This window comes from Neobacillus sp. C211 (genome assembly GCF_051842875.1).
Classification (GTDB): Bacteria; Bacillota; Bacilli; order Bacillales; family Cytobacillaceae; genus Neobacillus.
In genome coordinates this window covers 70,428-85,147 of sequence record NZ_JBPXRO010000008.1, presented here as the reverse complement: position 1 = coordinate 85,147, position 14,720 = coordinate 70,428, and the positions used below count along the sequence as shown (strand labels likewise).

9 protein-coding genes are annotated in these 14,720 nt (G+C 40.4%); all 9 read left to right on the top strand.

The window, feature by feature from the left end:
- Positions 1–103 precede the first annotated feature (103 nt).
- The gene (locus ACSU6B_RS09755) at positions 104–1,477 is read left to right on the top strand and encodes an alkaline phosphatase (protein WP_410884908.1); all 1,374 of its coding nucleotides are present in this window, start codon (positions 104–106) and stop codon (positions 1,475–1,477) included.
- 106 nt (positions 1,478–1,583) lie between these two features.
- Complete coding sequence (locus ACSU6B_RS09750; RefSeq protein WP_410884906.1) at positions 1,584–2,255, top strand: hypothetical protein; 672 nt, start codon at positions 1,584–1,586, stop codon at positions 2,253–2,255.
- 285 nt (positions 2,256–2,540) lie between these two features.
- Positions 2,541–4,100 (top strand): response regulator transcription factor, encoded by a 1,560-nt coding sequence (locus ACSU6B_RS09745; protein WP_410884747.1) that lies wholly within the window; start codon positions 2,541–2,543, stop codon positions 4,098–4,100.
- A 13-nt stretch (positions 4,101–4,113) separates the two neighbouring features.
- Positions 4,114–5,877, top strand: coding sequence for a sensor histidine kinase (locus tag ACSU6B_RS09740; RefSeq protein ID WP_410884745.1), 1,764 nt, complete (start codon positions 4,114–4,116; stop codon positions 5,875–5,877).
- A 175-nt stretch (positions 5,878–6,052) separates the two neighbouring features.
- A complete protein-coding gene (locus ACSU6B_RS09735) occupies positions 6,053–7,339 on the top strand; it encodes an ABC transporter substrate-binding protein (protein ID WP_410884743.1) in 1,287 nt (428 codons plus the stop codon).
- A 241-nt stretch (positions 7,340–7,580) separates the two neighbouring features.
- A complete protein-coding gene (locus tag ACSU6B_RS09730; protein WP_374102967.1) occupies positions 7,581–8,429 on the top strand; it encodes a carbohydrate ABC transporter permease in 849 nt (282 codons plus the stop codon).
- Positions 8,422–9,246 carry a carbohydrate ABC transporter permease gene (locus ACSU6B_RS09725; protein WP_410884741.1) on the top strand — a complete coding sequence of 275 codons (825 nt, stop codon included), beginning with the start codon at positions 8,422–8,424 and terminating at the stop codon, positions 9,244–9,246. Before ACSU6B_RS09730 ends, ACSU6B_RS09725 begins: the two co-directional genes overlap by 8 nt.
- Positions 9,247–9,283: 37 nt before the next feature.
- Positions 9,284–12,319 carry a glycoside hydrolase family 2 TIM barrel-domain containing protein gene (locus ACSU6B_RS09720; protein WP_410884903.1) on the top strand — a complete coding sequence of 1,012 codons (3,036 nt, stop codon included), beginning with the start codon at positions 9,284–9,286 and terminating at the stop codon, positions 12,317–12,319.
- 84 nt (positions 12,320–12,403) lie between these two features.
- Complete coding sequence (locus tag ACSU6B_RS09715; protein ID WP_410884739.1) at positions 12,404–14,641, top strand: alpha-galactosidase; 2,238 nt, start codon at positions 12,404–12,406, stop codon at positions 14,639–14,641.
- Positions 14,642–14,720 lie beyond the last annotated feature (79 nt).

The following is a 14,720-nucleotide window of genomic DNA, read 5'->3' as shown; positions in this document are numbered from 1 at the left end:
AATTGTTTACATTCGCTTAATAAACCCCCGCTATAATGAAAATCGTAAAACAACATATTCAAGTTTATTTAGGGGGAAATCGAGTTGTTTAAAAAAAAAACTTATAAAAAAGGTTCTTCCAGTTGCTGTCCTTTCAAGCATTGCTTTTTGCAGTCTTGTTGGAACAGGAACCGCAAACGCTAAATCCGAAAACGCAGATAAAAACAATGCAGATATAAAAAATGTCATTTTTCTAATCGGAGATGGAATGGGTGTTTCATATACGTCGGCCTACCGTTATTTAAAAGACGATCCGTCTACTAAAAGAGTGGAGCCAACTGAGTTTGATAAATTTCTAGTTGGACAACAGACTACATATCCAGAGGATGCGAAGCAAAATGTAACGGATTCAGCATCTGCAGCAACGGCCATGGCTGCGGGGGTCAAAACCTATAATGCCGCCATCGCAGTTGACAATGACAAATCTGAAGTCAAAACAGTCCTTGAAGCAGCGAAAGAGCAGGGGAAATCAACCGGACTGGTTGCTACGTCAGAAATCACACATGCCACACCTGCATCGTTTGGTTCTCATGATGTAAACCGTAATAACATGAATGCCATTGCTGATGATTATTATAATGAAATGGTTAACGGAAAACACAAAATAGACGTCCTATTGGGAGGCGGCTCAGATTTATTTGTCCGTCAAGACCGTAACCTTACAGATGAATTCAAAAAAGACGGATACAGTTATGTTTCAAACCTTCAAGAATTGAAAAAAGACAAAAATGACCAGGTTCTTGGATTATTTGCGAAACGGGGTATGCCAAAAATGATCGACCGGACGGCAGAGATGCCTTCCCTAGCAGATATGACGACTTCGGCCATTGAGCGCTTAAATCAAAATAAAAAAGGTTTCTTTCTGATGGTGGAAGGAAGCCAAATTGACTGGGCAGGTCATGATAATGATATTGTAGGCGCAATGAGTGAAATGGAAGATTTCGAAAAAGCGTTCAAAGCAGCCATTGAGTTTGCCAAAAAGGATGGACATACCTTAGTAGTGGCAACAGCTGACCATTCAACTGGCGGTTACTCGATCGGTGCCCGCGGGGAGTACAACTGGTTTAGTGCACCAATTAATGCAACAAAACGTACGCCTGATTTTATGGCAGAGCAAATTGCTAATGGGGCAGATGTGAAAGAAACTTTGTCTAAATATATTAATCTCACATTAACAGATAAAGAGATTCAGTCTGTGAAAGATGCTGCGGGTACGAAGAAAGTAGTGGATATCGATAATGCGATCGAACAAATTATTGATACCCGTTCATTCACTGGATGGACGACGGGCGGACATACAGGCGAAGATGTAAATGTCTATGCATTCGGACCCGCCAGCGAACGCTTTGCCGGTCAAATTGATAATACGGATAATGCCAAAATCATCTTTGACATTCTTGAAAAAAGCAGCCGAAAAACAGTCATCGAAGACAAGTAAGTTTAAAAATTAAGCAGATTAGGATTGGAAAATATGATATCCCGTTGCCTTTTTAGCAGCGGGATATCTTTCTAAAAAGGAGTTTTACTTGATGGGAGGAATTGATGTGAAACAGGCAATGATAACTATTTTATTTGTTTTTCTACTTACGGGCTGTTCGTTTATTTCAATTCAGCCATCTAATGAGAAAACTGATGCAAAAACAAAGAATACTTCCACAATTACCAAAAAAATCTCGAAAGATGATCATGACGCTTATTATAATAGCCCTCAGGTAACGGATGATTCAACCTTACAAAAACCCGGCCAGTCTGTTACGGATGAAAAAGGAGAGGCCACTTTAAAAGCGATAAAACATATAAATGAGGTATATCATCTCGGGGATATCGAGTACACGATCAAAGAAATGAAACTACTTCACTACCGACCTGATTATAGTTTAATTGACTATTTCCATCCGTTAACGGAAGCCGAGGAATTTGACTTTATTAAATTAAGTGTGGATATAAAAAATCAATCCAAAGAAAAACGGAATTTTGCTCCAATCGCCCTTTTTGAAACGAATACAGGTGAGAAAATGGACTGGAATCAGGATATGTATCTTGAACATTTAAATGGAGAAATCGAAGGAAATCAAATAAAACGGGGGAGTCTAGGCTTTATCGTTGACCAAGCTGGCAGCAAAAAAACGGAATGGATTAGTATTCTAACCAGTGACGTGTTTAATGATAAACACGAAGGGCTGGAGGAAGCACAAAAAATCCAACTTAATTTTTAATGGAGAATAAAAAGGTGTCAGGCACCACTCGTGGACATTTGTCCACGAGCAGTGCCTGACACCCTTTGACCTGTGTAAAATTTTACGAATATATAAAGACCTAGTACCTTTCTGGATGAAACGGAAGGACATCAGGGCCCTACCCATGATTGGGATAGGGCCCTATTTGTATTCTGCTGTTGTGCAACTAATTGGAACAATTTTATGAAAAGGTAATTCAGTATGATTATAGTATAATAAAAATACTGAAATTTCTAATTGTGCAGGTCATATTCTGGAGGGATCGTGTTGACAGTCGGGGAACTATGCCGAACACTTATTGTAGACGATGAAATGTTAATCAGACAAGGGATTAAGCACTATATCAATTGGGAGCAAGAGGGCTTTATGATTGTTGGGGAAGCTTCGAACGGTCAAGAAGCACTGGAATTAATTGAGGCCACCGCCCCACATATCATCATTACAGATATCGTGATGCCAATCATGGATGGAGAGGAATTAACAAGAATTGTGAAGGAAAGATATCCTCACATTGAAATCATTATTTTAAGCAGTTTTGGAGAATTCGATTATGTTCGCTCCACCTTCCAAAGTGGTGTTGTTGATTATATCTTAAAGCCGAAGCTCAATGCAGACGGTCTCTTAAAGGCGCTGAAAAATGCCGCAAGCAGAATTCCTTCCTTTCAGAAGGTGGATCAAAGATTAACAGGCAATCTCCCAATTGGGCAGATTATCAATAAACTGATTTCAGGATATGAAGTGAAGTATGATTCGGAGTTAGTATCCAAAGCTTTGCCATACAGCCATTATTGTTTAATTGGAGCTGATTTAAGGAATCATCAGTCTAGAAATAGTGCAGAATTTCAAACAAGTATCAAGGCGAAAATCGAAGAGGCATTACAACATATCATAAATCAAGTTGTTTACGAGCCCTTAAGCGTTGAAGAGAATATCATTGGATACTTAATTAATATAAACAAGCAGAATGATAAAGAGTTTATTAAATTGGCCAGCCAACTTGCAGAGTCTATACCAGTAATGAGTATTGCATTGACAGATGAGTTTTCAGACCTTTCTAAACTAGGAACCAACTACAAAGAAAGTCTCGTAAAATTGTTAGATTATCGCTTTTATTTTCCAAATCAACCGTTTTTAATGAAAGAGAATCTTCCAAAAGTGCCGCCCAAACCCGAAAATTTTAATTTGGATTGGTTTACAGAGGAATTAAAGAGAAAACATTTTGATTCCGCTTTCAAATATCTACAAGACCATGTAAAGGTAATGTCTTCTTGTTATACGATGGATGTCTTTGAATATAAAGCTTTTTTTGGCAACATTATTTTTAACATTACCATTCTCCTAAGTAATATGAAATTTGACGTAACAGAATTGGAAGAAGCTAAGTATTCATATTTTAGGTCGATTGATGAAGCACCTTCGGCGAAGGCCACGGTTGAACTAATGAATCGCTTTATTGAAGAAGCGGAAAAATGCATATTTTTGGTCCAGAGTGAGCCCGAAGATATAAATATGAAAAAACTGATGGAATATATTAGAGAACATTATGCCGAACCGCTTACCCTTACTGGGGTCGCAAAGCACTTTCATTTTAATCCATCTTATCTTTCAAGCTATTTTTCAACGCATAATAAGGAAGGATTCATCGAATATCTAAATAGAATGCGGATCGAAGAAGCGACGAAACTGCTCATGGAGGGAATGGAATCTATCTCAGAAATTAGTGGAATGGTCGGTTATTCGGACCACAGTTATTTCTGTAAAGTTTTTAAGAAAATAAAGGGATTGTCTCCAAGCCAATACAAAAGAAAGCAAAAACTAAGATAAGAGATGGTGAATTATGAGATTTATTCCCGAACGTTTTAAACATAACGGATTGTTTATCGTTATGTTTTTCATTACGGTTATGATGATTATCACAGTTTCGATCACTATTACATGGACAACGATTCGGATGTCGGAGCAATTTTTTATTAAAAAGTTTAGCATTACGAACTCCAAAGTAATGAGTCAGGTAAAGGGAAGTTTCGAATCCTTTAACTATTCGGTCGTCCTAGCATCTAACAATCTCCTTCAAAGCAATACGGTTAAAAAAATTCTTACGAAGGAGCAATATAGCAATAAAGAGAAACTTAATGCCTATTTTAATGCGGGCCAACAGTTAAAGCGAATTGAAACTAATTTAGATGCATATGAAGAAAGCATTCTAGTCATGGGGAAAAATGGATTCAGTTTTGCAACGGATCGGACGTACTGGCCAATAACGGATGAGGAATTAAGGGCTAGCAGACTTACTAGTAATACGTTTAAGGAACCAAAGAAACTGGTGTACCAATTGGACAAGCGAAATGATGGAACGAATCGCCAGTTCATTGTGGCATCAAAGGTACTAATGGAACGGATCAACGGTACTGTTTATGGATCGATGTTCTTTGCGTTTGATGAAAGTCAATTTAGACAGTTCTTCACAAGCTATACAGGACCAGGTAATAATGTGTTTGTCGTAGACAAGCAGGGAGTTATTGTTTCTAGCAACCAAACAAACCTCATAGGGCAAGCACCAAAAGGCCTGCTTAGCTATGTAGGAAAAATTGAAAAGAGTTCAGACCATTATATCATTGATAATTTTATGGGAAAGGATCAGATTATCTCGATGGAATACCTTCCATCGTTTGACATGTACCTATTTAATATAATTGATAAGCAAAAAGCAGTTGGAGACCTAATTGATAAGAAAGATATCGTGCTCATCTCAATGGGTATCGTCTTTGTGGCGTTAATCATTGTCTTACTAGCGACGAGGAGATTGACAAATTCGTTATCGAGTCTTGTTAAGCAGATAGAAGATGCGTCAAAACATGAATTCCACCAATATGTTACTGCAACCGGCACATATGAAACCATGAAAATCGGCAATGCCTTTAATTCCATGCTCGATGCGCTTCACTTGTATGTTGAACAGCTTGTGGAATCACAAAAGCAAAAGCGCAATGCGGAATTGGCTGCGCTGCAGCAGCAAATTAATCCTCATTTTTTATACAACACGTTAACTTCAATAAAATTCATGGTGCAGCAAGGTGGAAAAGAAGAAACCGAAGCAACAATTAATGCTTTAATATCCTTGCTTCAGAATACAATTGGCAATGTCAGCGAGACGAATACCATTGTCCAGGAAGTGGATAATTTAAAAAATTACGTCCTTATTAATCAAAAGCGGTACGGTAACCGGATTAATGTTAACTATTTTATCGCGCCAGATTGTTTGGAATATCATGTACCAAAGCTTATCCTGCAGCCTTTTATGGAAAATTCATTCTTTCATGGCTTCAATCGTAAGACTGGTGGCTATATTAATGTACTTGTCTGGAAAGAGGAGAATACGTTGATTTGTGAAGTCGTGGATAACGGAGATGGAATGGAAGTCTCTGCAGAGAATAAACTCCCGACTACAAAGCGTAAGCAACAGATGTTTTCTGGGATTGGTGTGCGGAATGTTCATGAGCGTATCCAGCTGATTTACGGGGAACAGTATGGGGTGACAATTTCTAGCGAGTTGGGTGAAGGGACAAAGGTCCGGATGACACTTCCAGTTTCAACTAAGTGAAAATAGTCATAAAATCTAAAAATAATCCAAATAAATCAAATGGAAGCGTGTTCATGTTATAAAAATATTACCAACCATTAAAAATATCGTCCTAACGGTTACTTCCTAACAGGTGATAACATTGTATTTGTAAGTTAGATAACGCTTACAAAAATAGAATGTTGGGGGAATATCAATGAAAAAAGTACTAGCACTCTTTTTAGTTAGTATATTGATGCTAACTGCCTGTTCTTCGGGATCAAATAAAGAGACTTCCGACAGCGGCAAAGATACAAATGAAGTAACAGTATGGGCATGGGACCCGAATTTTAACATTAAAGCAATGAATTTAGCAAAAGAAGCTTATAAATCTGAAAACGCAGATGTAAACATTAAAGTTATTGAACATGCTCAAGATGACATTATTCAAAAGCTTAATACGAGCTTAAGTTCTGGAACTACAAAAGGACTTCCGAATATTGTTTTAATTGAAGATTATCGGGCGCAAAGCTTCCTTAAAGCGTATCCAGATATGTTCCATGAGTTAACTGGCTCTTTTAAGGCGGATGATTTTGCTCAGTATAAAATTGCCCCTACGAGCTTGGACGGCAAAAACTACGGCCTTCCATTTGATACGGGTGTTACAGGACTATACGTTAGAACGGATTACATGGAAAAAGCGGGCTACACGGTTGATGATTTAAAAGATATCGACTGGAACAAGTACATTGAAATCGGTAAAAAGGTAAAAGAAGCAACGGGGAAACAAATGCTTACACAGGATCCAAAAGACCTTGGTCTTATTCGAATGATGGTTCAGTCAAGCGGTTCATGGTATTTAAAGAACGACGGGGTTACACCTGACATAGCAGGCAACGCTTCTTTAAAGGAAGCATTCCAAACATATAAAGAGCTTTTAGATGCGGATTTAGTGAAACCTGTCTCTGATTGGGGCCAATTTGTAGCAGGATTTAACAGTGGCGAAGTTGCTACGGTTCCTACGGGTAACTGGATTACTCCATCCATCAAAGCGGAAAGCTCACAAGCAGGTAAGTGGGCAGTTGTTCCAATGCCAAAACAAGCTGGAATTTCAGGCTCCGTGAACGCCTCTAACCTAGGCGGAAGCTCTTGGTACGTGCTTAACATTCCTGGTAAAGAAAAGGCTGCTGACTTCTTAGCAAAAACTTTTGGTTCTAATGCTGATTTTTATCAGACTTTGAATAAGGAAATGGGAGCGATCGGTACTTACAAGCCAGCTGCTGAAGGCGAAGCGTATAAGGCTGCGGACGATTTCTTCGGAGGTCAAAAGGTCGTTAGTGACTTTGCTGCCTGGACAGAGAAAATTCCTCAAGTAAACTATGGTATGCATACGTATGCAATCGAGGATATTTTAGCTGTTGGAATGCAGGACTACCTTAAGGGTAAAGATCTAGATAAAGTATTAGAAGATGCTCAAAAGCAAGCTGAAGAACAAATTAAATAACACAACAAATTAGCAAGTAACACATCTTTGTAAAGAGATTATGCCTTTGGAATTCGCCGGCTTCAACCCTTCAGTAATTGGAGCTATCTGATGTGTCAGGCGATTTTCTGAGGCTCTTTTCTTTTTTTCTTAAAATTACAACGTAAGGAGTTGACTAAAATTGATAACTGCGAAAGAAAACCACACTCAAACTCTTCCAAAAGCAAATTCAGGTCGGAAGCTTCGGTTAAAAAATAATGTTATTGGCTGGTCCTTTGTGATTATCGCTGCCGTAATGATCTTTTTGTTTTACTTCTACCCAATGGTTCAGGCTCTTATTTTGTCATTTCAATCAGGGGTAGGTGCGAATTTAACATTTACAGGTATCGATAATTATACGCGTTTATTTAAGGATCCAACGTTCCTTACAACGGTAAAAAATACGGTGATCTATCTGATCATCCAAGTACCAGTTATGATTCTACTTGCTTTATTTCTTTCCGTTTTACTAAATAATAAAACGTTGAAGTTCAAGGGCTTTTTTCGAACAGCCATCTTCTTACCCTGCGTAACCTCACTTGTTGCCTATTCCGTCATTTTCAAATATTTGTTTGGTCAAGATGGGATTATCAATATCATGTTAATGAAAGTTTCACTAATTTCTGAGCCCATCCAATGGCTCACCGATCCGTTTTGGGCCAAAATTGCCATTATTGTGGCTATCACTTGGCGTTGGACAGGTTATAACATGATCTTCTATTTATCCGCTCTTCAAAACGTCGATGAATCTATCTATGAAGCAGCTAGGATAGATGGGGCTTCGCCAGTTCAACAATTTTTCAAGATTACGATCCCAATGTTGAAGCCGATTATCCTATTTACATCTATCACTTCAACAATTGGAACGCTTCAGCTATTTGACGAGGTCATGAATATTACCAAGGGTGGACCGGGAAATGCGACCATGACAATTTCTCAGTACATATATAATTTATCATTTAAGTATACCCCTGACTTTGGATATGCGGCTACTGTCTCTTATGCCATTGTCATTATGATCGTCATCTTCTCAATCATTCAGTTCAAAGTGGCAGGTGATAAAAATGAATAACCTTAAACGCTCATTCAGCTATACAGTTCTTATCATCGCTTCCATTGTTTCTATGTTTCCGTTTCTATGGATGATTGTGAGCTCGACAAACAAGTCTGTAGATGTGACGCAAGGAAGGATGCTGCCAGGCAGTCATTTTATAGAAAACCTTCACAATCTACTAGATACAGTTGAGCTTATACCTGCATTAATGAATTCGGCGAAAATTTCGATTTTAACAACCATTCTTGCCATGCTTATCGCCTCCTTGGCAGGATATGGATTTGAAATTTACAAAAGTAAGTCGAAGGACTTTGTGTTTAATATTTTACTAGTTTCTATGATGATTCCTTTTGCGGCTTTAATGGTACCGCTCTTTAGAATGTTTGCTGCCATTTCACAATCCTTACCGATCATTGGTATTGATACAATGGCAGCGGTCATATTACCGACGGTTACAACTGCCTATCTAATCTTTTTCTTTAGACAAAGCACCAAGATGTTTCCGAAGGAAATTCTTGAAGCGGGAAGAATTGATGGTCTCTCTGAATTGGGATGTTTCTTTCGAATCTATGTACCAACAATGAAAACGACTTACGCGGCAGCTGCCATCATTACTTTCATGGCTAGCTGGAACAGTTATTTATGGCCGCTGGTTGTGTTGCAGTCACCCGAGAACCAAACCATTCCGCTGTTAATCTCAAACCTTGGTTCAAGCTACTCACCCGACTTTGGAATGATTATGACAGCGATTGTGATTGCCACCCTGCCGGCAGCACTTATCTTCTTCATTATGCAAAAGCATTTCGTTGCAGGGATGATGGGTTCAGTTAAATAATAAAATTTTGCAAATGTAGATAGGAAGAGTGATAGTGATGACAACCATTCCAAAAATAGATTGGCTTACCGACTTAAATGTGTTTGCCTTTAATCGACTTCCAGCACATTCAGACCACCGATATTATGAAACACTGGAGCAGGCAAAAATTGCAGGTCCAATGGCAATGCGCCATGAATTAAACGGTAACTGGAAATTTAACTATAGCGTTAATCCAGACAATCGTCCGGAGAATTTTCACCGGCTGGATTTTAACTGCATGGGCTGGGGGGACATCACCGTCCCAGGCCACATCCAGCTTCAGGGCTACGGAAAACCACAATATGTGAATACGATGTACCCATGGGACGGGCTTAACGAGATTCGTCCGCCAGAAATTCCACTCGACCATAATCCGGTTGGAAGCTATGTGAAGATGTTTACCGTTCCCCCTCAAATGGAAAACAAGCCACTGTATATATCCTTTCAAGGTGTGGAGTCGGCCTTTTATGTGTGGTTAAACGGGGAGTTCGTCGGCTATAGTGAGGACTCGTTTACGCCTGCAGAATTTGAGCTTACCCCATTTCTTACAGAGGGTGAGAATAAGCTTGCCGTCGCCGTTTACCAACGGAGCACGGGCAGCTGGCTCGAGGACCAGGATTTCTGGCGTTTTTCTGGTATTTTCCGTGATGTTTACCTCTACACAGTACCGGAAATTCATGTTTATGACGCCGGTATTCGCGCAGAGCTGGATCCGACTTTTACGAAAGGGACGCTTCAAGCAGACCTAAAGCTTTTATCTGATGTGGTTTCTCCAATAAAAATAGTTGCTGAATTGTACGATGCCGAGGGGCACTTAGTAGCAGCACAAAACGGTGATTTCACTGACGGAAATTGGACAGTTTTAATGATGATCAATAATCCAAAGCTATGGAGCGCAGAAAATCCTTATTTGTATAAGTTTTATATTCAGGTATATAACGAGTCAGGTAATTTGGTAGAGGTTGTTCCGCAGAATGTCGGCTTCCGAAGATTTGAACTTGTCGATAAAATCATGACCCTTAATGGTGAACGGATTGTATTCAAGGGTGTCAATCGCCATGAATTTAATTGCCGTACCGGCCGCGCAATTACAAAGGAAGACATGCTTTGGGATATTAAAACATTGAAACAGAACAACATTAACGCTGTCCGGACGTCCCATTATCCGAATCAGAGTTATTGGTACGAGTTGTGCGACGAATACGGTGTCTATGTCATCGATGAAATGAACCTTGAAACGCACGGTTCATGGCAGAAGATGGGGGCAGTTGAGCCGTCTTGGAACATTCCTGGAAATAAGCCGGAATGGGAGAATATTGTTATGGATCGGGCGGTATCTATGTATGAACGGGATAAGAATCACCCATCCATTCTCATTTGGTCTTGTGGCAATGAATCCTATGCGGGTGAAGTGATTCTGAATGTTTCTAAGTATTTTAAGCAAGTTGATTCAAGTCGCCTGGTTCATTATGAAGGTGTTTTCCATGCCCGTGATTACAATGATACGAGTGATATGGAAAGCCGCATGTATGCAAAGCCAGCTGACATTGAGAATTATTTGAACGATAACCCGTCAAAGCCATACATTAGCTGTGAATATATGCACGCCATGGGAAATTCACTCGGCGGTATGTACAAATATACAGATTTAGAGCGGAAGTATCCGATGTATCAAGGTGGATTTATTTGGGATTATATTGATCAGTCAATTATTAAAAAAGACCGTTATGGCAAGGAATTTTTGGCCTACGGCGGTGATTTTGACGATCGCCCAACGGATTATGGCTTCTGTACGAATGGGATTGTGTATGCCAATCGAGAGTTGTCACCGAAGATGCAGGAAGTAAAGTATTTATATCAAAATATCAAACTAAGTCCGGATCGTACGGGGGTAACCATTCAGAATGAAAGTCTTTTCGTAGATACGTCCGATTATGATTTGGAGTACACTCTCTACCTTGAAGGTAAAGAGTTGTATCGGAATCAGCTCGATGTTGTGGTGGCACCACAGAGTGAAGGGCGCATTGAATTTAAAATGCCTGCAGAACTCACCAGCGTTTCTGGCGAATATTGTATACAAACTTCTTTTAAGCTAAAGGAAAGTAATCTCTGGGCGGACGCTGGTTACGAGATCGCGTTCGGACAATATGTGTTCAGAACGGAGGCGTTTGTCGAGCAAATGGCAGCTCACGGGGAATTATGGGTTGTCACTGGCGATGTTAATATTGGTGTCCACGGCCCTGACTTCACCATCTTGTTCTCGAAACAGGCGGGCAGCCTGGTTTCACTTAACTACGCTGGGAAAGAAATGATTGCTCTTCCGCCGGCACCGTTATTCTGGCGGGCGACGACGGATAATGACCGCGGCTATTCCCAAGGCTATCATTCGGGTCTTTGGTATGCAGCCAGTCTTGCGCGCAAATGCATTGGGATGGATGTCGAACAAGCTAATGGTCAGGTGAGCATTGCTTTTACTTATAAATTATCGATTAGTGAAAAAGTAGTGGTGAAAGTAAATTATACCGTTCTTGCCAACGGCAATGTTCGTGTGAAGTCGGTCTATAAGGGGGCGGAAAATCTCCCGCAGCTGCCGATTTTTGCAGTATCCTTCAAGGTGCCTGCCGATTATGACCAACTGGAATGGTATGCGATGGGTCCTGAAGAAAATTACTCAGACCGAGTGCAAGGAGCAAGACTTGGAATATTTAAAAATCAAGTAATTGAGAATTTATCTGGATATGTCATGCCGCAAGAATCGGGCAACCGGACGGGAGTGCGCCGAGTTAGTCTAACCAACAAGGAAGGACAGGGAATAAAAATTTCAGCTGCGACTAAACCATTAGAGTGCAATTTTTCTCCTTATACGGCTTTTGAACTCGAGAATGCTCAGCATCAATATGAGCTTCCAAATATCCATTACACGGTTGTGACGGTCGCAGGCAAGCAGATGGGCGTCGGTGGAGACGACAGCTGGGGTGCACCGGTGCATGATGAACACCTCATTCCTGCCAATCAAGACATGGAATTCGAGTTTATCATTGATCGAATCTAAGCTTGAAAATTAGCATTTACAAGAAAAGAGCCTGAAATAGGCAGGCTCTTTCCTTTACATGACAAACTTAAGGAGCGGAAGGTTATGCTTATTCATGTTAATCAAGAGGACAGACAGTTTCATTTAACAAATGGCCAAGTTAGTTATATTTTTCACGTGATGAAAAATGGACAATTAGGCCATCTTTATTATGGAAAGGCATTGCACCACAGAGAAGATTTTTCTCACTTGCAGACGTATGATGTGCCAACAGGGGCTACTACACACGTGTATGCAGATGATCCTGCTTTTGGTTTGGAAACGCTCCGTCAAGAATACCCTGCCTACGGAAATTCTGATTTTCGCGAACCGGCAATCAGTGTAAGTAACACGACGGCTAATCATGTTCCTAATTTCAAATATGATTCGTATCAACTTGTAGACGGAAAGCCTCGTCTTGAAGGTCTGCCGGCAACCTATACAGAGGACAATCAGGACGCTAGTACACTTCAAATTATCTTAAAGGATGAATTCCTCCAAGCAGAATTGACGTTAAATTATACAATATTCCTTGATATGCCTGTCATAACGAGAAGTGCTTCCTTGAAAAATGAAAGTCAAGAGGAATTGGTTATTGATCGATTAATGGGAGCATCACTCGACCTTCCGGATAAAGATTTTTTATTTACCCACTTAGCGGGTGCATGGTCACGGGAGCGGCATGTAAAAGAGAGAATACTGGAAACAGGCATTCAGTCTATTTCTAGTCTGCGAGGTGCCAGCTCTCACCACCATAATCCGTTCTTGGCACTAAAGCGTCCGGAGGCGACGGAACATACAGGTGAGGTATACGGCTTTAATTTTATATATAGCAGTAACTTTTTGATGCAAATAGAAGTGGATCATTACGACACAGCAAGACTTATGGTTGGGATTCATCCGTTTGGCTTCAAGTGGAATCTAAAGCCGAACGTGTCCTTCCAAACACCGGAAGTAGTAATGGTGTATTCCGATCAAGGTTTAAATGGGATGAGCCAGGCCTTTCATAGTCTTTATCGCGAGCACCTGATTCAAGCGCAATGGAAGAAGGCCGTGCGTCCGATTTTGATTAATAACTGGGAAGCAACCTACTTTGATTTTACTGAGGAAAAACTCGTTAATATTGCGAAATCAGCAAGTGAATTAGGAATCGAACTGCTGGTCCTTGATGATGGCTGGTTTGGAAAACGGAATGATGATACCACCTCCCTTGGAGATTGGTATGTGGACTTAGATAAACTTCCGGGTGGCTTAGAAAGCTTAGCCCAGAAAATATCTGCGATTGGAATGAAATTTGGGCTATGGTTTGAGCCGGAGATGATCAGTCCGAACAGTGATTTATTTAGCGAGCATCCTGATTGGGCCGTGGGTGTTCCAGGTCAACATTATACATTGGGTCGCAATCAGCTCGTTCTTGACTTTTCAAGACCAGAAATTGTTGATTATCTTTATGAAAAAATGTCCGATATTATTAAAAAAACAAGCCTTGCTTATATTAAATGGGATATGAATCGGAACATTACCGAAGCATTCTCACAAAAACTAGCCGTTCATCAGCAAGGCGAGTTTTTCCATCGCTATATTTTAGGGGTCTATGATCTCTATGAACGGTTAACACGTGAATTCCCGCATGTGTTGTTTGAATCTTGTGCAGGAGGCGGGGGAAGATTCGACCCAGGGATGATGTATTATGCACCGCAAGCATGGACAAGTGATGATACGGATGCGATTGAGAGGCTAAAAATCCAATACGGTACCTCCTTCGCCTATCCAGTTTACAGCATGGGATCTCATGTGTCGGCTGTTCCGAATCACCAAACATTGCGGACGACACCGTTAGCAACAAGGGCAAATACTGCTTACTTTGGAACCTTTGGCTATGAATTAGATCCAGTGAAATTAACCAAAGAAGAGCGGGCAGAAATTAAAGAGCAGGTTGCTTTTTATAAAAAGCATCGAGGATTAATTCGCGATGGTCAATTTTATCGCTTGTTGAGTCCTTTTTCGAATAATGAAACGGCTTGGATGGTCGTGAGCAAGGACCAATCGGAAGCCTTGATTGGCTGGTATAAGGTTTTGGCTACGCCGAATCCTAAAAAGCAGCAAACGCTTCGTCTCAGTGGACTAGCTGAATCGAAGATGTATAAAGTGGCTGGAAGCGAACGAACGTATTATGGCGATGAGCTCATGAACGTAGGACTGCCGCTTCCAACCGAGTTTAACGGTGTCAATGGAGGGAGTGCCGAGCGTGGCGGCGACTTCCAGTCCCAGGTTTTTTATTTGCAAAAGACCGGAGGAAGGTAGTGGAATAAAAAACAGCACTGTGAAAGCGCATGAAATTATTCATGCGCTTTTCTTATATTTTTAAGTAAACTTTTAGTAA